The following is a 21,672-nucleotide window of genomic DNA, read 5'->3' on the forward strand; positions in this document are numbered from 1 at the left end:
CACATGGCGAAGACACATTGGATGGGACGTATTTCCAAGGGACTGATGGTCATTGCCATGGGCTACGGAGCTATATTGCCGCTGCAGGCAGAGTCGCCACCGATCGGTGACCACATCACGATGTACGCGGGGCAAGCGCTGGTGCAGAGCGCACCCGGCCCGATCAAGCGCGTCGCGGTAGGCGATGGCAAGACACTCGAGGTCAAGAACGTCGGCACCCGCGAGCTCGTGCTGATAGGGCAGCGTGCCGGCGACACCTCGATACAGCTATGGCTTGCCAACGGTGAGCAGCGCAGCGTCTCGGTGCATGTGACGGCGGGCAATGGTGAGCAGATGGCGGAATCCGTACGGCAAATGCTGGGCAATGATCCTGCATTCACCGTAAGTGTCGCCGGCAACAACGTGGTGGTGACTGGCGGAAACCTGTCGCCCGGCCAGGCGGCAGCCGTCGAGTCGATACACAAGCTCTACCCCGATGTAATCAACCTGACCTCGGCCGACCCAGTGGCGATGAAGCCGACCGTGCTGATGCAAGTCCGGATCATGGAATTCGACAAGAAGGCCATGCATGACATCGGTATCAAATGGGATACCCAGATCCAGGGCCCGGGTGGCGGCTTGCTGCACGACTGGCAGACCAATCCGTACTTCCGCGTCATTCCGCCCGATCCCGGGCTTGCCAACCTAGACAAGTTCCCGCTGCACGTCCCCGGCACACCAAGCTATTTCGGAATTGCCACCACCATCGGCTCGAGGATCAATTTGGCGATGCAGACCGGTAATGCCTGGGAACTGGCCACGCCGCAGCTTAGCGCCAAGAGTGGTGGCTCTGCTGATTTCCTTGTCGGCGGCCAGGTTCCCATTCCGACCAGTTCGACCCTCGGCACCACCACCGTCGAATACAAGGACTACGGCATCAAGCTGCATCTCGAGCCGTTGGTCAATGCCAATGGCGATATTTCGGCCAAGATTGAGACCGAACTCAGCAAAATTGATCCGTCGGTCATGGTGGGCCCCTATCCAGGTTTTATCACTCGCCGCGCCAACACCGAGATGAATGTGCACGAAGGCGAAACCATCGTGATCTCGGGGCTTATCGACGCCAATGCCAGCAATACCCTGGACAAAATGCCGGGCCTGGGACAGATCCCGATCCTCGGCGAACTATTTCGCTCGCGCAGTTTCCAGGCCAACCGCACGGATCTGGTCGTATTCGTCACGCCGTACGTGATCGATGCGCAGAGCCAGAAGAACAAGGACCTCGTCAAGCATAGCGACGACCTCAACCAGAAGTTCCACCAGGAAGTCGGCGCCGACATCGTGGATTAAACCGGAAAAAACCATGTTCGAAGTATTGATCGAAACCGCCAACCGTGATGTCCGCCAAGTGCGGTGCCTCAAGGACGAGTGCGGCGTAGGCAAGAGTGAGACCAACCTGGTGATCCTTCAGGGCTGGAACATTGCCGGCGACCATGCCACTTTTCGCGTTCGCCCCGATGGCGTTTTCATCGAGGTTCTGGGCGGCCGTGCACCGGTGACGGTCAACGGCGAGCGTGTGGAAGCTCGCTCGGTGCACGGACCCCTGCACAAGGAAGACATCGTAGCCATCGGTGCCTATCGCTTGCGGGTACTCTCCGAGGGCTCGAACGCCGTATCCGAAGACAGGGCTCCGAAGAAACAGGATGCGGCCAGCAACGAGCCCATCAGTGGCCCGGCGCCATCGGTATCGACAGACCTTGCCGGTCCGGTTAAACGCGACCCGGACATGCTCGAGTGGCGCTTGCGCGTCCACGCCGCTCTGGTGCGCCAGATGGATCTTCGCCGCGTGGACGTACGGGGCATGAACGACGCTGAACTGCGGTCGAAGACATCGGAACTTATCGACGACATCATTGAACGGGAATTCACCGACATACCGCGATCGATCAACAAGCGCCGGTTGGCGAAGGAAGTGCTTGACGAGGCCATTGGCCTGGGGCCGCTCGAAGACCTCATGGACGACGATAGCGTGACTGAAGTGATGGTCAACCGTGCGGACCAGATTTTCATCGAACGGGCGGGGCAGATCGTCGAGTCGCCGGTGGTTTTCTCTTCCGATGCCGCCGTACTGGCGGTGATCGAACGGATCGTGGCGCCATTGGGTCGTCGCATCGATGAAAGTTCGCCCATGGTTGATGCCCGCCTCAAGGATGGTTCGCGTGTCAATGCGGTGATCCCTCCCGTGGCGTTGCGTGGCCCAAGCATCAGTATCCGTAAGTTCGCTAAGAAGAAGCTCGGCGGTGAGGACCTGCTGAAATTCGGCTCTCTCGACGAGGACATGCTCAAATTCCTCATCGTAGCGGTGCGCGAGCGACGCAACATCGTGGTCACGGGCGGCACCGGGTCGGGCAAGACGACGCTTCTGAACATCCTGTCCAACTTCATCCCCGACCACGAGCGCATCGTTACCATCGAGGATGCCGCCGAGCTGAAGCTCAACCAGCCGAACCTGGTGGGCATGGAGTCACGCCCTGCCAACCTGGAGGGCAAGGGCCTGATCGTGATCCGCGACCTCGTGCGTAACGCTTTGCGCATGCGTCCGGACCGCATCGTGGTCGGTGAGTGCCGAGGCGGCGAAGCGCTGGACATGTTGCAGGCGATGAACACCGGCCATGAAGGATCTATGACCACGGCGCACGCCAACTCCCCGCGCGACGCGCTCTCGCGCCTGGAAGTGATGGTGCTGATGTCGAGCGTTGACCTGCCTATGGTGGTGGTGCGCGAGCAGATATCTTCGGCAATCGACCTGATCATCCACCAACGCCGTTTTCCCTGCGGCTCGCGCAAAATTACCCACATCAGCGAAATAACGGGTATTGAGAGCGGCACCATCCAGACCCAGGACATCTTTACCTTTACCGCCCGCGACCAGGACGGCCCCGGTGGGCGGGTACGTGGCGAGTTTAAGCCCACAGGCGCCGTGCCGGAGTTTTACGAAGAGCTGGCCAACCGCGGTGTGAACCTCGACCTCAACATCTTCAAGCCACAGGAAGACTGACCTATGAGCATGCTGCCGGTCATCGCCCTGGTCTTCATCACCGTTAGCATCCTGGGGTACCTCGTGGCCAGCAATGCCGGCTCGTTCGCCGAGCGCTACCGCACCACTTTCACTGAGACGGCGCGTTTCAACCTAGCCGATATGTTCATGTTCATGGACCCGCAGGCCCTGTTCAAATTCAATGTGGGCGCCATCGTGATCGTGCCCCTGCTGGTGTGGTTTTTCTTCGGCAATCCGGTACTGGCAGCTTTCACCCTGGCAGCGATTGTGTTCCTGCCCCGGAAAGTCTACGTGTGGATGCGTGAGCGGCGGATCCGCAAGATCCAGGCGCAGCTGCCTGACGGCTTGCTGATGATCGCCAGCAGCATGCGGGCGGGCCTCGGCTTCGCGCCAGCGATGGAAGGGCTGGCCAAGGATCTGGATCCTCCGCTGTCCCAGGAGTTCTCGCTGGTCTTGCGTGAGCAGCGCATGGGCGTTAAATCCGACGAAGCGCTGGTGCATTTCAGCGACCGCGTACCCATCCAGGACGTCACGTTGTTCGTTTCGGCAGTGAATATTTCGCGCGAGATCGGCGGCAACCTTGCCGAGAGCATGGCATCGCTTGCCGATACCCTCCGTCGTCGCCTGATCATGGAAGACAAGGTTCGTGCGCTTACGGCGCAGGGTCGATTGCAGGGCATTGTGATGGCGTTGCTGCCGGTGGGCATCATCGCGTTCCTGACCTTCGCCTACCCCGACACCATGTATGGGCTGTATCACACGCCGCTGGGCTGGGGTGTCATGGCTTTGGCGGTTGTCATGGAATTCCTGGGTTACCGGATGTGCCGGAAAATCATGAGCATCGACGTATGACCATCATGCTCATACTTCTCATCCTTTGCGCCGCGGGCGCGGCAAGCCTCGCCTTTTGGGGCATCTACGGCTTCATGCGCGAGGTTCCGCAGCAAGACCGCAACTACCAGGACCCGCTTCCGTTCGGCATCCGACTGATCTGGCCCCTGGTTAACCTTGCCACGGTGATGCTGGGCCCTCACCTGACACCCAGGCAATTGGAGCCGGCGCATCGCCGCCTGCAGGCGGCAGGACAGGACTTCGTTTTAAGCCCCGAGCAGCTTTTTGGCTTGCGTGCGGCAGCGACCGGCCTGGTGACCGTCTTTGTCGTTCTTGTCATGGCAATGCTGCATCGGACAGGGTTCACCGCATACCTCACCGGCATCGTGTTCGGCGCCGCCGCCGGCTACTTCTACCCCGACTTATGGCTTAGCGAACGCCGCAAGAAACGCGAGCGCCAAGTGGTGAAGGACCTGCCCACCTTCCTTGACTTCATCGTAATGACGGTAGAGGCGGGCATGAACATCACCGGTGCGATCGAACAGGCCACGCATAAGGGGCCTCAGGGTCCGTTGTCGCAGGAGTTCACTCGTCTGCTGCGTGACCTGCGCTCGGGCCTGCCGCGCGCCGAGGCGCTGCGTCGCATGGCGGATCGCATGGACATGACACAGATCTCAAGCTTCACCGGTACCTTGATCCAGGCCGACCGTGTGGGCGCCAGCCTGGGCGTGACGTTGCGCGCGCAGGCGGCCCAACGCCGCGAGGAGCGTTTTCTTCGCGCCGAGAAGCTCGCGCTGGAGGCGCCGGTGAAAATGATGGCGCCGTTGATCATGTTCTTCTTCCCACTGGTATTCATCGTGCTGGGTTTTTTCATTTACCTGCGTGTGAAGCAGGAAGGGATTCTGTGAAGACCGGCGCCGTCTACCGTGGCGAAGCTTGCGTGGTGCAGTGCGTTTGGCGCGCGGCCAATCCGTGGACGCGGCTGCGTGGGTTGCTTGGCCGCCGCGCGTTGCAGGACGGCGAAGGGCTGTTGATCGAGCCGTGCGGTAGCGTGCATACCTTCGGCATGCGCTATCCGCTCGACCTGGTGTTCCTGGACCGGTCCGACCGCGTGGTGGATGTCTGCGCCGGCCTTGCCCCCATGCGCACGCGCGCGTCGCGTGCTAAGGCGCGCAAGACCCTGGAGCTTCCCGCCGGCTCGCTCGACCGGCTTGTTCCCGTGATTGGAGAGACCCTGGCATGGCGCGCATATTGATCGGATTCGGATTCGTGTTGGCATCGATGGCGATGCTGGGCGGTTGCGCCTCGGGGCCGACGGCATCGAGCCCTAAGCCCGCCGGTCCTGGCCAGTTGAGTCAGGTTCTGTCGCTTGAAAAACAGGCTGCGGAGGACTACCAGGCACACCGCGATGCACAGGCCGCGGGCGATTACGGCAAGCTGGTAAAGCTCGTTCCTGATGACCCGAACTATTGGTACATGCTGGGCAATGCATATGTGCGATCGGGGCAACCTGAGCTTGCCGTGCGCTCCTACAACCAGAGCATCATGCGCGATCCGAACAATGCCCATGCATGGCACAACCTCGGCGTGATTCGCCTGCGTCAGGCACGGGCGGCATTTACCTCCAGCGCCCGGTTGGCGCGTGCCGGGGATTCGGTGCAGGCATCGAGCCAGCGCATTGCCAACGCACTAACCACCATCAACCAGGTTCCCAAGCAGACTGCGCCTGTTGAAGGTCCCGCGATTGATGACTCGTCCGCCACACCGACGACGTCGCCGGCGGCACCCACGGCGCGTGCAAAAGAGCCCGTGATCATCACCCAGCCGACGAAGTCACCATGAAAGCGCAACGCGGCCAGTCGATGGTCGAATTCCTGCTGTCTCTGGCGAGCTTCGGGTTGCTGTTGCTGGGGTTGTTCCAGGCCATCCTGTTTTACCGCGCCAAGGCCACGATCGATTACGCGGCACTTGAAGCGGCGCGCGCGGGAGCCCTCCATGGAGCGGCCAAGGCCGACATGGCAACAGGACTCGCGCGTGGTGTAACGCCCCTGTTCGCTACGGCCACGGCTTCGCCCGATCCGACCCACACCCTGGAAGCGTTCGTCAAGGCAAAGCTTGAGGCGCCGCTCCACAGCAAGATCGAGGTCATCAGCCCGACGGCGGCGGCTTTCAACGACTTCAAGGAAACGCAGTGGGATGGACGCCAGGCCATTCCCAATGATTCACTGAATTTTCGTCCGACCACCGTTAAGGGCAGTGGCATGAACGTGCAGGATGCCAACATCCTGAAGATCCGCGTGACCTACAACTATCCATTGATCGTGCCGGTGATCGACCGCCTGGTGTCGGCTACATTATTCCGGGGCCCGGATCCGGTCTACACCGTAAGCGAAGGGCACACCGTTTACAGCATTCCCATCGTCGCGACGGCAGAGGTGCGCATGCAATCGCCCATCTACGATTCGGGAAACCTCGCCAAATGAAATGGTCCCGGGCAAGCGCGGCGTTGCTATTCTTCATCGCCATGGCATCGAGCGCCCAGGACATCACGATCCGCGCAGTCGCCAGTGGCGCAACCCTACGGGCAGGTTTTGCTGTCGGCGGTTCACGCGTACTGCCTGAGGTCGTGTACATCAAGGGCGACATGACGCGCCTGGAATTCCAGGATGGCGGCCAGACCGATTACATCCTGCGTGACGGGAAGGCCCGCGCCAGCTGGTTGGTGAATGAGAAGGCGCGCGTGGTGTTGCCACTGGGCAATGGTCCGTCGGCACGGAAGTATTTCTTTAATATCGACAGGCCGTGCGCCGATTTTTCCGGCAGCTGCACCAAAGGCGATCGGAGTACTGTGGCGGGCCACGCCGCTACGCGTTGGCGCTTCATCGCTGCTGGCCACACCGGCCCCGATGGGACGGACAGCGGCACGATGTGGATCGACGATGCGTCCGGATTGCTGCTTGGCTACGACGGCAAGGATATGTCGGGACGGCCAATGAAGTGGACGGTGACATCAGTCGATACGGGCGAAATTTCGCCCGACCTTTTCAAAATGCCGGCTATCGAACCGCGTAAGCCTTAGGGACGCCCGTTAGCAACCACAGTGCGCACAAGGTGGGCGCGGCTTCGACTGGCGGTCATGCGAAGGATCAAGCCGGCCACCACGACTGCCGACAGGCCCACGGCGACTGCTGGCAACGAATACGCCACCACATAACACCACACCGCAAGCACCGCACCCGCGCCGATCTTTGCCGCGCGGCGCAACTCGGCGGCGGTGGCCCCGTAAACCACTCCAGCCATGCACCCAGAGCATTTCATCGCCCCCGGATGCAACGACGACCCACAACGATGGCAATGGTGTCCGCTCATGGGTCGCTCCCCTCTGGTGGTCTCGCCTTACTTATCGGCAGGCCACCCGGAAACTAAAGTCCACCCGGCGGCGGGCAGTATGGGCGGGCAGGAGCCCGTTGCCATCCTGACCGTAACTATTTCATCTATATCGCGTTTTCTCCCAAGGCTGGCCCTTGACCTCCTCCGTCGCCAGCAGCATCGTGTGCCCCCGCCGCGGCCCCCGTCGCGGCATGGTTACTCGGCAAGGAGCCAAGACGTATGCAGAAGAAAGTCCAAGTGATCGCACGCGATGCCATCGAGCCCCTGCATCGGGTGGAAGTCGCCGGCACGGTCCACGAGCTGGGTACGGTGAAGGCATTTGCGAAAGTGGCCGCCCTGGCCGAATTCATTCCCTCGCACACCGGGGTGGCCATGAGCTGGGTACACCTGGCCGGTGGCCAGGAACTGGGCGCCCATCGCCACGAGGAACGCGGGATGATCCTGGTCTGCGAGGGAACGGGCGAGGTCTTCGGCGATATCGAGCGGCCATTGGCCGCGGGCGATGCGGTGTTGGTCACGTCCGGATGCCTGCACGGCTTTCGCGGCACGGGCGACGGGTTCTGGGGCATTTCGATGCAGTTCAACGGTTCGGCGTTCTATGACACGCCCCAGACACCGCGGATTGAGTTCGAATCGTCGTCGTCGCGGCCGGTGGAGCGTCTGCTGGCGCGCAATGATGCACGTATCGCCGGCTTTTCACGCAGCGAACTGGTGAGCCTGGTCAATGATCCGGACGAACTGGATACCGCGGTGCGCGAGCGCCTGCTCGATTGCCTGCAGACATGGTCGGATTTCTTCCAGCGCCTGTTGCACTTGCGCGCCGCGCTCACGGTCGATCACGACCAGCAGCGCGTGGCGGTGGAGCACCTGGCCGAGGAACTTGGCCACAACGACAACCTGCGCAAGCAACGCGGTGGCAACCATGTGGCCTGTACCGACCCGATCCTGCAGGCGGCGATGCACTGGTTCAAGCACGCGATGATGGTCGGGTCCGACTACGAGCGCACCTTGCTGATGCACCTGGTACTGGAAGCCAGTGGCGAGATCTTTCACGAGCAGGCGTCGGCGGTATTCGGCGACATGCCACATTTCCGAGAGCACGGTGAAGACGATGGCGATCATGCCGCCTACGGTGTGGATCTGCTGCGTCGTGCACCGGTGGCTCTGCTGCCTGCACTTGAGCATGCGCTGGAAGCAGGCTGGGACATGATGACCCTGCTTTGCGACCGCATGGCGCAGCTGGCCAGGGCCTAGCCAGGGCGATATCGGGGTCGGCGTTTTACTCCGTCCCCGACCCCGAGGAACATTGGCGACGGCGGCGCAAATACCAGAACAGCAACACCAGCGCCAGGAGCAGGACAACCCACAACCCGGTTTGGCCGCGACGGATCCACATCGCCAGCCACTGGTGGTTATTGGCACCGAAGTAGCCCAGGTACACCCAGATCGGCACGCTGATCAGCGCAGCACAGCCGTCGAGCAGGAAGAAGCGCCAGAACGACACGCGGTGGCTAGCACCGGCGGTGATGTATACCGCCGTGCGCATGCCGGGCAGGAAGCGCGCGAAGAACATCATGCGGTTGCCGTAGCGTGCAAATTTTTCCTGCACCTTGGCATAACGCTCGGGCGTGAGCAGGCGCGCGACGAAACGCACTTTCAACACGCGCGTACCGTACTTTCGTCCCAGCAGGAACATGGTGGAGTCGCCAAGCAACACGCCCACCATCGACACCATGAACATGGTGTGCACATTGCCGTAACCCAGGCCCGTGATGACACCGCCAGCGACCAGCGTGATGTCTTCGGGCAGGGGAATACCGGCGCCGCAAAGCATCAGGGCGATGAAGACGGCCAGGTATCCGTTCTGGCCGAAAATGTCGATGAGGCGCTCGAGCAGGTCCATCAGGGCCTACGATTGCTGTCCGGCCCTGGATGATCCCATGGATGGGCCCCGGCCGTCATTCGCCGGCGATCGAGCGCGGTGGTCGCACGGTAAGTAATTCGCGCAACTCGGCTTTTTCAGCGTCTTCGAGCCGGCCTGCGCGCATTTTTTCCTGCAGGATCTGTCGGCGCTGGACCACACCCTGGTGTTGCATCTGCATCAGGGCATCGAGGAACTCCACCTTCTGCATTTCCGGTTCGCCGACCACGTCGGCGCGGGCAAGTTTGTCCAGCGCGGCGTGCTCTTCGCGGTCGGCGAATTGTTCCACCAGGGTGGCCGGATTGATCCCCGGCCGCGAACGGGCGATGTCGATGATTTCGGCCAGCAGGCCTACCCCGGGTTTGTCCAGGGCGAGAAAGGCGTAAGGCCGTTCGACAAGGTCCGCCAGGCCCGGTTGGGCAATCAACAAGGTGATCGCGGTTCGCACCAGGCTCCGCTGCACCGGCGCCGTGCGCTGGTGCGGTGCTCGGGGGCGCGCTTCGGCCTGGAAAGTTGCTTTCGCTCCCGTGCGTCGCTCAAGCTCGGCGCCCATGAGATCGCGGAAGGCACCATCGGGCATTTTCGCGATCAGCGGCCGGGCGCGTTCGGCCAGGCGCGCGCGGCCATCGAGGCTTCCCAGTTCCACGTCACGCCCGAGTTCGGCAAAGAAATATTCCGATAGCGGCGTGGCCTTGTGCATGCGTTTTTCGAAGCCGTCCTTGCCTTCCTTGCGCACCAGCGTATCGGGGTCTTCGCCATCGGGAAGGAACAGGAAGAACGCCTGGCGTCCGTCGCGCATGCGCGGCAGCACCGACTCCAGCGCGCGCCACGCCGCCTGTCGCCCGGCGCGGTCGCCGTCGAAACAGAACACTACATCGGGTGTGGCGCGGAACAGCACTTCGGCATGGTCGGGCGTGGTTGCCGTGCCGAGCGTGGCTACGGCAATCGGCAGCCCTGCCTGGTGCAGGGCGATGACGTCCATATAGCCTTCGACCACCACGATACGCTCAAGCGTTTTATTGGCCTGCTTCACCTGCCACAACGCGAAGAGCTCTTTTCCCTTGTGGAAGAGGGGAGTTTCCGGTGAGTTGAGGTATTTCGGCCCCTGGTCACCGGAGAGCACGCGCCCGCCAAAGGCGATCACGCGACCGCGGCGGTCCAGGATCGGGAACATCACCCGTTCACGGAAACGGTCGTAGCGATTGCCACGCTCGTTCGAGGCCACCATGCCTGCTTCGTTCAACAGCTTCAGGCGCGTCTCGGAGCTACCCAGTGCCTTGATCACGCCATCGAAGCCGGCCGGTGCCCAGCCGATGCGGAAGGCCTTGATCGTCTCGGCATCCAGACCGCGGCGCTTGACGTATTCCTTTGCCTCGGCGCTTTTGGGCAGTTGCTCTTCGTAGAAGTGCGCCGCGCCATCAAGTAGCGCGTAGAGGTCGGTTTTATCTTCGCGCGGGGCGGCGTCGCGGCCGCCTTCGTACGGCACCTTCAGGCCCACTGACTGGGCCAGTTCTTCCACCGCGTCGACGAACTCCAGGCGTTCGTATTCCATCAGGAACTTGATCGCGCTGCCGTGCACGCCGCAGCCGAAGCAATGATAGAACTGCTTCTGCGGGCTCACATAGAACGAGGGCGAGCGTTCGTTGTGGAAGGGGCAGCAGGCGGTCCATTCGCGCCCGGCTTTTTTTAAAGGCACGCGCCGCTCGATCGTGTCGACGATGTCGACACGGGCAAGCAGCTCGTCAATGAAGGTATCGGGGATACGACCGCGCATGGCGCATTGTAACGGCCAGCGCGGCCCGGGACCGGCCCCGCTAGAAGGCCATGTGGAAGATACCCACCACGGCCAGGATGGCGATAATGAAGAAGATCAGGAAGATCGCGAAAAGAACCTTGGCAATGGTTCCGGCGGCGCCGGAAATCCCGGTAAAGCCGAGGGCGCCGGTAATAAGCGACACAATGCCGAAGATGATGGCCCACTTGAGCATGGCAGGACTCCGCTCTTCTTAAGTGGCGCTGATCTTGAGGGCCGGATCGTGCGGGAGGCGTGAAACGTGGCGGCCTACGCCAGGGCGGCCTTCACCTTCTGGGACACCACGGCCATGTCGGCCGTACCGGCAGCCTTGTCCTTGACCCAGCCCACTACCTTGCCCATGTCCTTCATACTGGTAGCGCCCGTTTCGGCCATGGCCTGGCGCACCAGGGCCTCGATCCCGGCCTCGTCCAGCTTGGCAGGCAGATAGGCTTCGATGATGCCCATCTCGTAGCGTTCGACCTGGGCGAGATCCTCGCGGCTGGCGGCCTCGTACTGGGTCACCGAATCGCGTCGCTGCTTCATCATTTTTTCAAGCGTGACCAGCACCTGGGTGTCGTCCAGCTCGATGCGCTCATCGACCTCGCGCTGCTTCACGGCGGCCAGCATCAGGCGGATCACGCCGAGTTTGTCTTTCTCGCCGGAACGCATGGCGTTCTTCATGTCTTCGGTCAGCTGCTGTCTCAGGCTCACGGGAAACTCCTTATTCGACTTCGAACACGAAAACCGGCGCCTCCCAGGGGGTGGCGCCGGTCCGTTACATGCGTAAGAGAGGTGGCGGCTGCGGTTGGACGCGCCTGCCGGTTGCCTGCCGCTATGCCTGTGAAGGCGGGCAGGCAGGACACTCAGTACATGCGGGTCTTGCGGGAAACGTCACGCGACAGGCGGCGCAGATGGCGCTTGACCGCGGCAGCACGCTTGCGCTTACGTTCCTGGGTGGGCTTTTCGTAGAACTCGCGCTTACGGGTCTCGGCCAGCACACCAGCCTTTTCACAGGTACGCTTGAAACGACGCAGGGCAAGCTCGAACGGCTCGTTCTCGCGGACTTTAACGGACGGCATGGAAACTCCACTTGGGTAAACTGGCCCGGTTGATCGGGCGAGCCGTGAATTATAGCGTGAGCATTCTGCAGATTTCAAAGCCTGTACTGGGTATCGAGACTTCCTGCGACGAGACGGGCGTCGCCCTGCTGCGCTGGGACCGGGAAAACCCGGGCCGGGGCCTGCTTTCCCATGAGCTTTTCAGCCAGGTCCGGCTGCACGCCGAGTACGGCGGGGTGGTGCCGGAACTGGCCAGCCGGGACCATGTCCGGAAGCTTTTACCCTTGCTGCGCAAGGCCTTGGCCGATGCGGGCCTGGGGGTATCCGACCTTGGCGGCGTGGCCTATACGGCAGGACCCGGCCTGGTCGGCGCCCTTTTGGTGGGCGCGGCGGCGGCCCGGGCCATGGCCTGGGCGCTGGATGTCCCGGCCATTGGTGTCCACCACATGGAAGGCCACCTGCTGGCTCCGCTGCTGGAAGACGACCCGCCCGAGCCCCCGTTCGTGGCCCTGCTGGTGTCCGGCGGGCACTCCATGCTGGTCGAGGTCCAGGGCATCGGGCGCTACCGGATCCTGGGAGACACCCTGGATGACGCGGCCGGCGAGGCCTTCGACAAAACCGCCAAGATGATGGGCCTGCCGTATCCCGGCGGCCCGGCACTGGCGAAGTTGGCCGAACAAGGCCGGCCTGGCGTGTACAAGTTCACCCGGCCGATGACCGACCGTCCCGGCTTCGACTTCAGTTTCTCCGGTCTGAAGACCCAGGTGCTGATGGCGTGGAAGGCTTCCGACGGCAGCGATCAGGCCCGGGCGGATGTCGCGCGCGGCTTCGAGGACGCCATCGTGGATACGCTCGCCATCAAGTGTCGCCGTGCGCTGGCCGCCACCGGGGCAGGGCGCCTGGTGATCGCTGGCGGTGTCGGCGCCAACCGCCGCCTTCGCGCCCAGCTGGCCGAGGTCGGTGCCGCCGACGGCTTCAAGGTGTACTTCCCCCGTCTTGAGTTCTGCACCGACAACGGCGCGATGATCGCGCTGGCGGGGGCGATCCGCCTGGCGGCTGGCCAGCACGATGGCACCCTGGTGGTGCAGCCCCGCTGGAACCTGGAAACCCTCACGGCTGCGTGATCGAACGGCAGCGCGATGCGCCGAAAGCCGCGCGCGATTGGCTAGAATCACCCGATGGACATCGTATTCATCGAAGACCTCCGCATCGATGCCGTCATCGGCATCTATGACTGGGAGCGCAAGATCCGCCAGCCATTGGCATTCGACCTTGAGATGGCGTTCGACAACCGCAAGCCCGCGGCCAGCGACGACATCGCTGACACCCTCGACTACAAGGCTGTTTCCAAGCGCCTGCAGTCGTTCGTGGGCGAATCATCGTTCGGCCTGGTGGAAACACTGGCCGAGCGTTGCGCGGAAATTGTGATGAAGGAATTCGGCGTAGCCTGGGTGCGCCTGAAGTGCGCCAAGCCCGGCGCCGTGCGCGGCGCTAAGTCGGTCGGCGTGGTGATCGAGCGTGGCAAGCGAAAGGCCTAGCGCGCATGGCAACGGCGTGGCTAAGCCTGGGTTCCAACCTGGAGCCGGAAAAGCACCTGCGGGCGGCGCTGTTGGAACTGCGCACGATGTTCGGCGACCTCGTAGTGTCGCCCGCCTATCGCAGCAAGGCAGTGGGCTTCGACGGACCTGCCTTCATCAACCTGGCAGTAAGCCTTACCACCGATCTGGATGCGATCAGCCTTAACGATGCCTTGCACGCCATCGAGGATCGCCATGGCCGCCGCCGCGACGTGCCGCGGTTCTCCAGCCGCACGCTGGATATCGATATCGTGCTCTACGACGATCTCGTGCTCGATGGGCCCGGGCACCTGAAGATTCCGCGCGACGAACTTCGCCACGCCTTCGTATTGCGGCCCCTGGCCGACATTGCCGGTGACGTGGTGCATCCGCTGACTGGCCAGACGTTGTCCCAAATGCAGGCGCGGGTACCCGATAGCGGCGAGCTTGAGGTTGTCAGGCTTTAACGAGCGACAAACTTCAAACTAGGTTGGTTTCTCCGTGGCGGTGGCAACCTGCTGGCGGTATTCAGGCGTGGTCACGCCACCAACGCCCCAGTTCTCAAGATCGACTTCCTCGATGACGACATAGGTGGTGTGCGGCGCCTTGCCCATCACTTCGAACAGAAGATCGCTGACGCCTTTGATCAGCGCCTTTTTCTGCTCGGGCGTAGTGGCCGTTGCACCCGGGGCCGTACCCTCACGCGTTACCTTGATGTTTACGTATGGCATGGTTTTCTCCTGGGAACAGGACGATCACAAGTACACATTCTCGCGGCGGCCCATGGGCTCGCCGCGAAGGTCAAGTCACTCGTCAGCGACCAGCGTGCTGGCCACCGTCCACATGAAGGGTCTCGCCGGTAACGAAGCCGGCACGCTCCAGGTAAAGTATGGCATCGGCGACTTCCTCTGCCTCACCCATCCGGCCCACCGGATGCAGCTTATTGAGGAAATCGTGCGTTTGAACCGGATGCATCGGCGTCTTGATGATGCCGGGCGCTACGGCGTTCACGCGAATGCCCTTCTGCGCGTATTCGATGGCCAGCGAACGCGTGATGGCGTCCAGTCCACCCTTGGTCAGTCCCGCCAGGCCCGATGCGAGCCCGGCGATGGGTTGCTTCACCACTGCGGTGGTCACCTGCACGATATGCCCCCTGTTTACACGCAGCATCTGTTCCAACACCCTTTGCGTGATGTGGAAGAAGCCACCGAGATTGACATCGATCACACGATGGAAGTCTTCGATGGTGTATTCGGTGAATGGCTTGCCGATGAAGATGCCCGCGTTGTTGATGAGCGTATCGACGCGCCCGAAGCGATCAATCGCTGTCTGCACCACCTGCTGCGTAACATCCGGGTCGGCGATGTTGCCCGGCACCGCGATCACCCCGGCATCAGACCCCTGGGTGATGGAGCGGGAATTGGCGATCACCGCATAGCCTGCATCCCGATAGCCCTTGACGACCGCCGCCCCGATACCTTGCGATGCGCCGGTGACAATGACGACTTTCTGTTCGTTGCTCATGATCATTTTCTCTCTCAGTAATGTTGATGTAAGTAACGGGAAAAGGTTTCGCGACTGACGCTTAACCTGAAACAGGAATGACCAGCACCTTGCCTTTCTCGAAAGGCATCAGGCGATCAGGCAGGCGAAACTGGGCGAACACATCGGCGAGCTGCCCGGGGCTTTCGCTGAAGTGGCCCCAGCCTTCGTTGTGTGCGGCCACGATCGTGGCGTTCGGGAACGCATGAGCCGCTTCCAGCGCGCCTTCGCTACCCATCGTCATGTGGTAGCGCCCACGTGGCTCGGCGGCGCCAGCGAAAAGCAGCACGGCTTTGGGCGAGAAACGCTGGGCAACTTCGGCGGTGCCTTCGTACCAGACCGTGTCGCCGGTGACGTACAAGAGGTCGCCGGGTTTATCGATACCGAGGGCGAATCCCACCACATCACCGGAGATCGGCTCGATGCCGATGGGACCGTGCCGTGCGGGTGTGGCGGTCACCAACAAGGTTTCACCGTTTGCCCCTTGCAGTGTGCAGGTCTCCCATGGCGCCAGGCCCATCGCTTGGCCGTCCAGACGAGAGGCGCCAGCCTTCGTCGTGTACGTCCTGCCGACGGTAGGCAACATTGCCCGGCCGGCGCTATCGAGGTTGTCGATATGCTGGTCATGGCTAAGCAATACGGCATCCAGCTGGCCTATCTGCGCTATTGAAAGCGCAGGGCCTGAGGTCTTTTCGAAGTGGAGGGGATTGACCTGGTAGCTGCCGGGAGGGTCGAACGTCGGGTCGGTCAGCAGGCGCATCGAGCCAAACTCAATAAGCACGGTCGGCCCTCCAACGAGGGTGAGTTTCAATGGGTTAGATGACATGGCGGGCAACCTTCTTTCCTGGTGACGGGAATAAGGCTAGGCCGAGTCCGCCTCGCTGAAAATCCGCTATCCTCGATCAATGGTTGATAAAAAACGCACAGAGGTGGATTGGCAGGATGTGCGCATCTTCCTGGCCCTCGGACGCCATGGCAGCCTGTCGGCCGCGGCGCGTGCGCTGGCGGTCAATCACGCAACGATTTCGCGGCGGATCCAGTCGCTGGAAGCGAGTGTTGGCGAGAAACTGGTCGAACGCCGGCCCGAAGGTTATGTACTGACGCCGGCGGGAACCCTCGCGCTGGCGGTTGCTGGCGACATGGAGACCGCCGTCCAAACCCTGGGTCGCGGAGGCACGGACGATTCCCCCAGGGGCCTGGTCCGGATCAATGCGCCGCCGGCATTGGCCCAGGGATTCCTGATCAGTCGACTGGCCACGTTGCCCACGGTGTACCCGGGTCTGGATATCGACCTGGCCACGGATCTTCGGCCTATAAGCCTTGAACGGCACCAGGCGGATATCGCTGTCCGCCTCGGTCGCCCGCAGGACGGCGACTTCATTGCCAAGCCCGTCGGTAGCATGGCGTTCGGCTTCTACGGCACGCCATTGGTTTGCCAAGGTGTCGAAGCCGGCGAGGGGTTCGCGTTCATCAGCTTCGACGAAGAAGGTTCGACCGTGCCGGAGGCCCGTTGGCTGGCACAAAACTACCCGCGGTCGCGTGTTTCATTCCGGGCCGGCAACCAGGTGGCGCAGGCAACGGCTGCCCGGTCCGGTGCAGGCCTGGCGCTGCTGCCGCACTACATCGGGCGGACCACCCCGGACCTGCGACCCTGCCAGCTGGCAGCCGTGCCACCACCGCGCGAGATCTGGCTGCTCATACGCCGGCAGGACCGCAGGGACCTGCCCATCAGGACGGTCGTGGAGCATCTGACGCGGATATTCGCCGACGAGCAAACATTGTTCGAGTGACCCCCTCCACTGTTCCACGCCCGTTGCGTCTGCTACAAAATGCCCACCGCCAACCGGGGAAGGACATCGCGCCATGGGGAAGTTCGCACGTAGTTGGGCCTTGATGAAGGCGAGCGCGTCGGTATTGCGCTCGGACAAGGAATTGATGGTGTTCCCGTTGTTCTCGGCGATGGCCTCGCTGGTGGTGATCGGAAGTTTTGCACTGCCGATCATCCTGGGCGCCATGCATGGCCAGCACTTCGACCAGCGACGCCTTGAGCCTATCCAGTATGTGTTGATGGGCGCGTTCTACCTGGTGCAGTACACCATCATCATCTTCTTCAACACCGCGTTGATCGGCGCAGCGATGATCCGCCTGGATGGCGGCAATCCCACGGTAGCCGATGGCTTCCGCATTGCCTGGTCACGCATCGGCACGATCCTGGGTTACGCATTGATCGCAGCTACGGTCGGCGTGTTCCTGCGCGCGCTGCAGCAGCGCCTGGGTTTCATCGGCCGCATCGTCGCCGGCTTCCTTGGCCTGGGCTGGACGGTGGCGACCTTCCTGGTTGTGCCTGTGCTGGCACACGAAGGGCTGGGTCCGTTCAAGGCGCTCAAGCGCAGCGTGCAACTGCTGCGCGGCACCTGGGGTGAGAACCTGATCGGCAATGTCGGCCTCGGCGTGGTGTTTGGCCTGGGTACCTTCGCGGTGATGCTGTGCGGTGCGGGCCTGATCGTCGGCGCTTCTTTCACCGGTTCGGTCACGCTGATCATCGCCGCGATCGTGGCGCTGGTGATCGCCATGGTGCTGCTGGGCCTGGTGCAGGCGGCGCTCCATGGCATCTATTCGGCAGCGCTATATCGCTATTCCAACGGAGAAGAGCCCGGCACCGGTTTTGATCGCCAGATGCTGGAAAGCGCCTTCCGCACGAAGTGATCGATCAGCGCACGTCACCGTCGAGGTAAAACCACCGCCCATCCTCGCGCACGAAGCGGCTGAGCTCGTGCTGGCGATGGGCGGGGCCGCCTCCGTGGCGTGAGCGTGCGACGAATTCCACTGTGGCGTGGTCGGGGTCGCCAGCATTGGTGGCCTTCCTGATGTCCAGGCCAAGCCAGCGGATGCCCGGATCTACCGCAAGCGTCGCCGGTCGCGTGGACGGATGCCAGGTCGTCATCAGGTAGTCGGGCAGCCCCAGGGCGAACGCGCTGTAGCGTGAACGCATCAATGACTCAGCGTCGAGCGCAGGAAGTCCGGTGTGATAAGGACCGCAGCAAGCGGAATAGTCGGCTCGTCCGCACGGGCAAAGGCTCATATCACGTTGTCCGAAACCAACTTTTTGGGATCGTCGAAGATTACGGTTCATCGGAGCCTTGTGGCAACGATCCCGTGGCTATATAAGGTATATACTTCTAATATCCATCCTTGAACCTGAGTCATGACGAAAGAAGCGACCTTTTTCATGAAGCTTGAAACAGACTTGCGCGAAGCCTTCATGGCGGCAACTGAGGCGGCCCATCGCCCCGCCGCGCAGGTGGTTCGCGAGTTGATGCGCGAGTACATCGCCAGGCAACGCGAAATGCGTGAGTACGAAGACTTCCTGCACAGGAAGGTTGAAATCGCGCGTCGCCAGGCGCGCGAGGGGCGCGGCCGCCCCAGCGAGGTGGTTGAAGCAGAGTTCGCTGCCCGGCGCGCGGAGGCACTCACCAAAAAATGAAAGTCGAATGGATGCCGGCGGCCGAAGAGGATCGCCTGCGTATATGGACGTACATAGCAGCAGAGGACGTGGGCGCGGCCATGCGAATGGACGAGCGATTCAAGGATTCGTCGGAACAATTGGCCATGTTCCCAAGATCCGCGCCACGCGGTGTCGTCAGGGGCACTCGAGAGCTGGTACCACATGCCAACTATCGCTTGGTTTACGAGATCAAGTCGGATGTCGTCCGCGTACTTGCCCTCGTTCACGTCTCACGGCAATGGCCGCCCGAGGACGATCAACGCGACAAATGAAGCATGCGCTTGTTATAAGATTCGACGCCAGATGATGCATCGATTATTCGCCGGCATGGCACGGTCGGCCACGAGTTGGAAACCCGCGCTGGTGGCTAGCGCATCCACCGCTTCGAAGTCACGGATAGCCATGTGCGACCCGCGTGCCTTCAGCCAGTCGTTGAAGGCGGCGTTGCTAGGACTGGTGAACTGGCCGTCGTAGTTGAATGGTCCATAGACCACAAGGGTGGACCCCGGCTTGGTGATGCCAGGAAGACCAGCGAAGAACGCCTGCACTTCTTCGAACGACATGATATGCAGGGTGTTGGCGGTAAATACGGCATCGTACGCGGTGGCCGGCCAGATGCCATTGACATCAAAGGCCAGCGCAGGCGGTGTATTCGGCAAGCCGGCATCGTCGAGCCAGGCTCCTATGCCCTCGAGGTTCTCAAGCCGGCCCGACGTTTGCCAGGAAAGATAGGGCAGGGCCTGCGCAAAGAACACCGCGTGCTGTCCCGTGCCGCTACCTATTTCAAGCACCGATTTTGCACCCGAAAAAGCTTCGCGAAGCACATCCAGAATCGCATCATGGTTACGTGCAACCGACGGTGCATCGGGTTTTTCCACGCTCATGCGGCGCGCTCGATTGCACGCGCGAAGGGTGGCAGCGCGCGCAGCATCTGCTCGCCATAACGCTTGGTAACCACGCGGCGATCCAGCAGCACGATACGGCCGGTATCGGTTTCGGTACGGATCAGGCGGCCGCAATACTGGATCAACAGCCGCGTGGCATCGGGCACGCTCACTTCAATGAATGGATTGCGTCCCCGCGACTCCAGCCACTCCGCGTACGTCGCGCCAACCGGGTCGGTAGGCACGGCAAAGGGGAGCTGGGTCACCACCACGGTTTCACAAAGTTTGCCCGGAAGATCCAGCCCCTCGCCGAACGAGGCCAGGCCGAACAAGGTACTGCCCTTGCCCGCTTCGATGTCCTCGCGGTGTTCGGTGATCAGCTGCGCTTTGGACAACGAGCCCTGTGCGCGTACCTTGCGCACGTACTCGATGGGCAGAACCTGCAGCACGCGGTCGAGCTTGGCGCGCGAAGTAAACAGCACCAGGTTGCCGGCATCCCAGTTGAGGTTCGCGCCCAGCCAGGTGGCCACTTCGCGCGCGTGGCCTTCGCGGTCGTCAGGCATGGCCTTGAAGGCGGGGACTTCCAGCGTGGCCTGGTTGGCCAGGTCGAAGGGTGAGGGCAGACTCAGCGTCACAGCGTCGTTGGGCAGGCCGACCGCATCGGCGAAACCGCGGAACTGGCCGCCGACGCTAAGCGTTGCCGATGTCATTACCACCGCTGCCGCGTTGTCCCATAGAACATTGCGCAGCAGGCCGCCGGCGGACACGGCCGAGGCGTGGCAGACGATCTGCTGGTCGACGGTTAACGTCACCCAGCGCGCCAGCGGCGGCGCGTTTTCGCGATCCTCGCTCGACCATGCATACCAGGTGCGCACTTGCCGATCCAGGCGCTCCAGCGCCATCCCCAGCTCGCGGGAGATCGCCTCCTGGGTAGGCCCGCCAGCTTCCATCTCCACCACGGCGCGGCGCACGCTGCGTACCCACTTGTGTACGTCGCTCGTGACCAGGCGCAGCGCGGTCGCGTGCACCACCCAATTCTCAGGCAAGCGGCCGAGGGATGCGCGATACATCGGCTCCGCCTCGCCGGGCGAAGGCATCCAGTTCATGCGGATCTCGCGCTCGATGTCTTCCAGCGAGGCGCTGAGCTCGGCGATCTTCTCCTCGCCCATTTCAAGCGTGAGGTTGCCTATGCTTTCCTTGTCGGTGAGCGAATAGGCCGCGTGGATCTGGTTCTGCATACGGCCGAGCCGGCGCATGGCTACCGACAGATGCACATCGGCTGCGCCGCGGTCGATGGCCTTGGCTGGCACGTGGTGGGCTTCGTCGAAGATGTAGAGCGTTTCTTCCGGCTTGGGCAGGATCACACCGCCGAAGGTGTCTTCATCGCGCGGCATGGTCAGGTCAGCCAGCACCAGATCCTGGTTGGCCACCACGATCTCAGCTTCCCCTACCGCGCGGCGGGCCAGGAAGAAGGGGCAAACGGCAAAGGCGCCGCATTTGCGGCCCGTGCAGCCGCCGGCGCTGGTGGTAAGCATGCCGCGGACGAGGTCGGACACCGCTTCCGGACTGCTGTCCATGTCGCCGTTCCACTCGCCGTTTCCGAAGGCCTCGGTGAGCTTGCCTACGGCCTGGGTGTCGCGTGGTTGCGGCGGCTTGGCCCACAGGGCGAGTTCGGCGTCGAAATCCAGGCCGCCCTGCGCCGTTTCGGTGGCAGCCATGCGCAGGTTGCGCACGCACAGGTAACGCTGGCGGCCCTTGGCCAGGGCGACCTTCGCTTCCACGCCGCAGAGTTTCAGGAACTGGGGAATGTCGCGCTGAACCAACTGCTCCTGTAGCGCCACGGTGGCGGTCGCAATAAGGAGTTTCTTCTTGGTCGCCCGCGCCACTTCCAGCCCGGCGATCAGGTAAGCCATCGACTTACCGGTACCCGTGGGTGCCTCGATCACAGCGGCGCCGGCAGGTTCGGCCAACGCCTTGGCCACCTCGGCAATCATCTTCAGCTGCGCCGGCCGTCCACGAAAGCCGGGCAAGCCTTCTTTAAGGCGTCCGTAATCGGCGCGGATGGTGGCTTTGGTGTCGTCGAGGAGCATGGGCCGGCCATTGTCCCACACCCCCGCCGTAGGGATGCCAGCGCCGTCGAGTGGCTCGATGGC

28 protein-coding genes are annotated in these 21,672 nt (G+C 62.4%); 16 read left to right on the top strand and 12 right to left on the bottom strand.

Annotated features, from left to right (window positions below):
* Positions 1 to 3 precede the first annotated feature (3 nt).
* Genes VGM61_RS09560 through VGM61_RS09595 form a run of 8 tightly spaced genes read left to right on the top strand, consistent with a single transcriptional unit; the run spans position 4 to position 6,947 of the window.
* Positions 4 to 1,329, top strand: coding sequence for a type II and III secretion system protein family protein (locus VGM61_RS09560; protein ID WP_331522560.1), 1,326 nt, complete (start codon positions 4 to 6; stop codon positions 1,327 to 1,329).
* Between the two features lie 13 nt (positions 1,330 to 1,342).
* Positions 1,343 to 3,037, top strand: a complete 1,695-nt coding sequence (locus tag VGM61_RS09565; RefSeq protein WP_331522561.1) for an ATPase, T2SS/T4P/T4SS family — start codon at positions 1,343 to 1,345, stop codon at positions 3,035 to 3,037.
* A 3-nt stretch (positions 3,038 to 3,040) separates the two neighbouring features.
* The gene (locus tag VGM61_RS09570; protein WP_331522562.1) at positions 3,041 to 3,889 is read left to right on the top strand and encodes a type II secretion system F family protein; all 849 of its coding nucleotides are present in this window, start codon (positions 3,041 to 3,043) and stop codon (positions 3,887 to 3,889) included.
* Between the two features lie 5 nt (positions 3,890 to 3,894).
* Positions 3,895 to 4,776, top strand: a complete 882-nt coding sequence (locus VGM61_RS09575) for a type II secretion system F family protein (protein ID WP_331522563.1) — start codon at positions 3,895 to 3,897, stop codon at positions 4,774 to 4,776.
* Positions 4,773 to 5,123: a DUF192 domain-containing protein gene (locus VGM61_RS09580; protein WP_331522564.1), complete on the top strand. Its 351-nt coding sequence runs from the start codon at positions 4,773 to 4,775 to the stop codon at positions 5,121 to 5,123. The genes VGM61_RS09575 and VGM61_RS09580 overlap by 4 nt, the downstream gene beginning before the upstream one ends.
* Complete coding sequence (locus VGM61_RS09585) at positions 5,108 to 5,710, top strand: tetratricopeptide repeat protein (RefSeq protein ID WP_331522565.1); 603 nt, start codon at positions 5,108 to 5,110, stop codon at positions 5,708 to 5,710. The genes VGM61_RS09580 and VGM61_RS09585 overlap by 16 nt, the downstream gene beginning before the upstream one ends.
* Complete coding sequence (locus VGM61_RS09590; RefSeq protein ID WP_331522566.1) at positions 5,707 to 6,351, top strand: TadE/TadG family type IV pilus assembly protein; 645 nt, start codon at positions 5,707 to 5,709, stop codon at positions 6,349 to 6,351. The genes VGM61_RS09585 and VGM61_RS09590 overlap by 4 nt, the downstream gene beginning before the upstream one ends.
* Entirely contained in the window at positions 6,348 to 6,947 is a 600-nt protein-coding gene (locus VGM61_RS09595; RefSeq protein ID WP_331522567.1) for a hypothetical protein, read from the top strand. Before VGM61_RS09590 ends, VGM61_RS09595 begins: the two co-directional genes overlap by 4 nt.
* On the opposite strand, the gene VGM61_RS09600 is transcribed toward VGM61_RS09595, so the two are convergent.
* Positions 6,944 to 7,168, bottom strand: a complete 225-nt coding sequence (locus tag VGM61_RS09600; protein ID WP_331522568.1) for a hypothetical protein — start codon at positions 7,166 to 7,168, stop codon at positions 6,944 to 6,946. The two genes, VGM61_RS09595 and VGM61_RS09600, sit on opposite strands and share 4 nt — an antisense overlap.
* Positions 7,169 to 7,477: 309 nt before the next feature.
* Here VGM61_RS09600 and VGM61_RS09605 point away from each other — a divergent pair, with 309 nt between their 5' ends.
* Positions 7,478 to 8,512, top strand: a complete 1,035-nt coding sequence (locus VGM61_RS09605) for a cupin domain-containing protein (RefSeq protein WP_331522569.1) — start codon at positions 7,478 to 7,480, stop codon at positions 8,510 to 8,512.
* Positions 8,513 to 8,537: 25 nt separating this feature from the next.
* Here VGM61_RS09605 and VGM61_RS09610 read toward each other — a convergent pair whose 3' ends face one another.
* The 5 genes from VGM61_RS09610 to rpsU form a co-directional block, all read right to left on the bottom strand.
* Positions 8,538 to 9,161 carry a DedA family protein gene (locus tag VGM61_RS09610; RefSeq protein ID WP_331522570.1) on the bottom strand — a complete coding sequence of 208 codons (624 nt, stop codon included), beginning with the start codon at positions 9,159 to 9,161 and terminating at the stop codon, positions 8,538 to 8,540.
* A 55-nt stretch (positions 9,162 to 9,216) separates the two neighbouring features.
* Positions 9,217 to 10,953 (bottom strand): DNA primase, encoded by a 1,737-nt coding sequence (gene dnaG, locus VGM61_RS09615; RefSeq protein WP_331522571.1) that lies wholly within the window; start codon positions 10,951 to 10,953, stop codon positions 9,217 to 9,219.
* A 40-nt stretch (positions 10,954 to 10,993) separates the two neighbouring features.
* Positions 10,994 to 11,167, bottom strand: coding sequence for a DUF1328 domain-containing protein (locus VGM61_RS09620; RefSeq protein ID WP_250624697.1), 174 nt, complete (start codon positions 11,165 to 11,167; stop codon positions 10,994 to 10,996).
* Positions 11,168 to 11,241: 74 nt separating this feature from the next.
* A complete protein-coding gene (locus tag VGM61_RS09625; protein ID WP_331522572.1) occupies positions 11,242 to 11,685 on the bottom strand; it encodes a GatB/YqeY domain-containing protein in 444 nt (147 codons plus the stop codon).
* Positions 11,686 to 11,837: 152 nt separating this feature from the next.
* Positions 11,838 to 12,053, bottom strand: a complete 216-nt coding sequence (gene rpsU, locus VGM61_RS09630; protein ID WP_055999514.1) for a 30S ribosomal protein S21 — start codon at positions 12,051 to 12,053, stop codon at positions 11,838 to 11,840.
* A gap of 56 nt (positions 12,054 to 12,109) precedes the next feature.
* Between rpsU and tsaD the strand changes: the two genes are divergently transcribed.
* The 3 genes from tsaD to folK are packed head-to-tail and all read left to right on the top strand — an operon-like array spanning position 12,110 to position 14,055.
* Positions 12,110 to 13,156 carry a tRNA (adenosine(37)-N6)-threonylcarbamoyltransferase complex transferase subunit TsaD gene (gene tsaD, locus VGM61_RS09635; RefSeq protein WP_331522574.1) on the top strand — a complete coding sequence of 349 codons (1,047 nt, stop codon included), beginning with the start codon at positions 12,110 to 12,112 and terminating at the stop codon, positions 13,154 to 13,156.
* 54 nt (positions 13,157 to 13,210) lie between these two features.
* Positions 13,211 to 13,570, top strand: coding sequence for a dihydroneopterin aldolase (gene folB / locus VGM61_RS09640; RefSeq protein ID WP_331522575.1), 360 nt, complete (start codon positions 13,211 to 13,213; stop codon positions 13,568 to 13,570).
* Between the two features lie 5 nt (positions 13,571 to 13,575).
* Entirely contained in the window at positions 13,576 to 14,055 is a 480-nt protein-coding gene (gene folK / locus VGM61_RS09645; protein WP_331522576.1) for a 2-amino-4-hydroxy-6-hydroxymethyldihydropteridine diphosphokinase, read from the top strand.
* 18 nt (positions 14,056 to 14,073) lie between these two features.
* Here folK and VGM61_RS09650 read toward each other — a convergent pair whose 3' ends face one another.
* The 3 genes from VGM61_RS09650 to VGM61_RS09660 all read right to left on the bottom strand — a co-directional run bounded on the left by VGM61_RS09650 (position 14,074) and on the right by VGM61_RS09660 (position 15,956).
* Positions 14,074 to 14,319: a 4-oxalocrotonate tautomerase family protein gene (locus VGM61_RS09650; protein ID WP_331522577.1), complete on the bottom strand. Its 246-nt coding sequence runs from the start codon at positions 14,317 to 14,319 to the stop codon at positions 14,074 to 14,076.
* A gap of 82 nt (positions 14,320 to 14,401) precedes the next feature.
* A complete protein-coding gene (locus VGM61_RS09655) occupies positions 14,402 to 15,112 on the bottom strand; it encodes an SDR family NAD(P)-dependent oxidoreductase (RefSeq protein ID WP_331522578.1) in 711 nt (236 codons plus the stop codon).
* Positions 15,113 to 15,173: 61 nt separating this feature from the next.
* The gene (locus VGM61_RS09660; RefSeq protein WP_331522579.1) at positions 15,174 to 15,956 is read right to left on the bottom strand and encodes an MBL fold metallo-hydrolase; all 783 of its coding nucleotides are present in this window, start codon (positions 15,954 to 15,956) and stop codon (positions 15,174 to 15,176) included.
* Positions 15,957 to 16,074: 118 nt separating this feature from the next.
* On the opposite strand from VGM61_RS09660, the gene VGM61_RS09665 reads away from it, so the two are divergent.
* Positions 16,075 to 16,920, top strand: coding sequence for a LysR family transcriptional regulator (locus VGM61_RS09665; protein ID WP_331522580.1), 846 nt, complete (start codon positions 16,075 to 16,077; stop codon positions 16,918 to 16,920).
* A gap of 73 nt (positions 16,921 to 16,993) precedes the next feature.
* Positions 16,994 to 17,836, top strand: a complete 843-nt coding sequence (locus tag VGM61_RS09670) for a DUF6159 family protein (RefSeq protein WP_331522581.1) — start codon at positions 16,994 to 16,996, stop codon at positions 17,834 to 17,836.
* Between the two features lie 4 nt (positions 17,837 to 17,840).
* Here the strand turns inward: VGM61_RS09670 and VGM61_RS09675 are convergent, their stop codons facing one another.
* The gene (locus VGM61_RS09675) at positions 17,841 to 18,212 is read right to left on the bottom strand and encodes a YchJ family protein (protein WP_331522582.1); all 372 of its coding nucleotides are present in this window, start codon (positions 18,210 to 18,212) and stop codon (positions 17,841 to 17,843) included.
* A gap of 147 nt (positions 18,213 to 18,359) precedes the next feature.
* Here VGM61_RS09675 and VGM61_RS09680 point away from each other — a divergent pair, with 147 nt between their 5' ends.
* Together VGM61_RS09680 and VGM61_RS09685 are read left to right on the top strand one after the other, a co-directional pair.
* Positions 18,360 to 18,614 (top strand): antitoxin of toxin-antitoxin stability system, encoded by a 255-nt coding sequence (locus VGM61_RS09680; RefSeq protein WP_331522610.1) that lies wholly within the window; start codon positions 18,360 to 18,362, stop codon positions 18,612 to 18,614.
* Positions 18,611 to 18,907 (top strand): type II toxin-antitoxin system RelE/ParE family toxin, encoded by a 297-nt coding sequence (locus VGM61_RS09685; RefSeq protein ID WP_331522583.1) that lies wholly within the window; start codon positions 18,611 to 18,613, stop codon positions 18,905 to 18,907. Before VGM61_RS09680 ends, VGM61_RS09685 begins: the two co-directional genes overlap by 4 nt.
* Before the next feature lie 12 nt (positions 18,908 to 18,919).
* On the opposite strand, the gene VGM61_RS09690 is transcribed toward VGM61_RS09685, so the two are convergent.
* Both VGM61_RS09690 and dinG read right to left on the bottom strand, forming a co-directional pair.
* A complete protein-coding gene (locus tag VGM61_RS09690; RefSeq protein ID WP_331522584.1) occupies positions 18,920 to 19,519 on the bottom strand; it encodes a DUF938 domain-containing protein in 600 nt (199 codons plus the stop codon).
* Positions 19,516 to 21,609 (bottom strand): ATP-dependent DNA helicase DinG, encoded by a 2,094-nt coding sequence (gene dinG, locus VGM61_RS09695; RefSeq protein ID WP_331522585.1) that lies wholly within the window; start codon positions 21,607 to 21,609, stop codon positions 19,516 to 19,518. Before dinG ends, VGM61_RS09690 begins: the two co-directional genes overlap by 4 nt.
* Between the last annotated feature and the right edge of the window lie 63 nt (positions 21,610 to 21,672).

Origin of the sequence: Pinirhizobacter sp. (genome assembly GCF_036499745.1) — a bacterium.
In the GTDB taxonomy this organism is placed as follows: Bacteria; Pseudomonadota; Gammaproteobacteria; order Xanthomonadales; family Rhodanobacteraceae; genus Pinirhizobacter.

Bases quoted from the DNA above. Each gene is read 5' to 3' on its own strand.
- VGM61_RS09560 (WP_331522560.1), top strand. From the start codon at position 4: ATGGCGAAGACACATTGGATGGGACGTATTTCCAAGGGACTGATGGTC.
- VGM61_RS09565 (WP_331522561.1), top strand. From the start codon at position 1,343: ATGTTCGAAGTATTGATCGAAACCGCCAACCGTGATGTCCGCCAAGTG.
- VGM61_RS09570 (WP_331522562.1), top strand. From the start codon at position 3,041: ATGAGCATGCTGCCGGTCATCGCCCTGGTCTTCATCACCGTTAGCATC.
- VGM61_RS09575 (WP_331522563.1), top strand. From the start codon at position 3,895: ATGCTCATACTTCTCATCCTTTGCGCCGCGGGCGCGGCAAGCCTCGCC.
- VGM61_RS09585 (WP_331522565.1), top strand. From the start codon at position 5,108: ATGGCGCGCATATTGATCGGATTCGGATTCGTGTTGGCATCGATGGCG.
- VGM61_RS09590 (WP_331522566.1), top strand. From the start codon at position 5,707: ATGAAAGCGCAACGCGGCCAGTCGATGGTCGAATTCCTGCTGTCTCTG.
- VGM61_RS09595 (WP_331522567.1), top strand. From the start codon at position 6,348: ATGAAATGGTCCCGGGCAAGCGCGGCGTTGCTATTCTTCATCGCCATG.
- VGM61_RS09600 (WP_331522568.1), bottom strand. From the start codon at position 7,168: ATGGCTGGAGTGGTTTACGGGGCCACCGCCGCCGAGTTGCGCCGCGCG.
- VGM61_RS09605 (WP_331522569.1), top strand. From the start codon at position 7,478: ATGCAGAAGAAAGTCCAAGTGATCGCACGCGATGCCATCGAGCCCCTG.
- VGM61_RS09610 (WP_331522570.1), bottom strand. From the start codon at position 9,161: ATGGACCTGCTCGAGCGCCTCATCGACATTTTCGGCCAGAACGGATAC.
- dnaG (WP_331522571.1), bottom strand. From the start codon at position 10,953: ATGCGCGGTCGTATCCCCGATACCTTCATTGACGAGCTGCTTGCCCGT.
- VGM61_RS09620 (WP_250624697.1), bottom strand. From the start codon at position 11,167: ATGCTCAAGTGGGCCATCATCTTCGGCATTGTGTCGCTTATTACCGGC.
- rpsU (WP_055999514.1), bottom strand. From the start codon at position 12,053: ATGCCGTCCGTTAAAGTCCGCGAGAACGAGCCGTTCGAGCTTGCCCTG.
- folB (WP_331522575.1), top strand. From the start codon at position 13,211: ATGGACATCGTATTCATCGAAGACCTCCGCATCGATGCCGTCATCGGC.
- folK (WP_331522576.1), top strand. From the start codon at position 13,576: ATGGCAACGGCGTGGCTAAGCCTGGGTTCCAACCTGGAGCCGGAAAAG.
- VGM61_RS09650 (WP_331522577.1), bottom strand. From the start codon at position 14,319: ATGCCATACGTAAACATCAAGGTAACGCGTGAGGGTACGGCCCCGGGT.
- VGM61_RS09655 (WP_331522578.1), bottom strand. From the start codon at position 15,112: ATGAGCAACGAACAGAAAGTCGTCATTGTCACCGGCGCATCGCAAGGT.
- VGM61_RS09660 (WP_331522579.1), bottom strand. From the start codon at position 15,956: ATGTCATCTAACCCATTGAAACTCACCCTCGTTGGAGGGCCGACCGTG.
- VGM61_RS09670 (WP_331522581.1), top strand. From the start codon at position 16,994: ATGGGGAAGTTCGCACGTAGTTGGGCCTTGATGAAGGCGAGCGCGTCG.
- VGM61_RS09675 (WP_331522582.1), bottom strand. From the start codon at position 18,212: ATGAGCCTTTGCCCGTGCGGACGAGCCGACTATTCCGCTTGCTGCGGT.
- VGM61_RS09680 (WP_331522610.1), top strand. From the start codon at position 18,360: ATGAAGCTTGAAACAGACTTGCGCGAAGCCTTCATGGCGGCAACTGAG.
- VGM61_RS09685 (WP_331522583.1), top strand. From the start codon at position 18,611: ATGAAAGTCGAATGGATGCCGGCGGCCGAAGAGGATCGCCTGCGTATA.
- VGM61_RS09690 (WP_331522584.1), bottom strand. From the start codon at position 19,519: ATGAGCGTGGAAAAACCCGATGCACCGTCGGTTGCACGTAACCATGAT.
- dinG (WP_331522585.1), bottom strand. From the start codon at position 21,609: ATGCTCCTCGACGACACCAAAGCCACCATCCGCGCCGATTACGGACGC.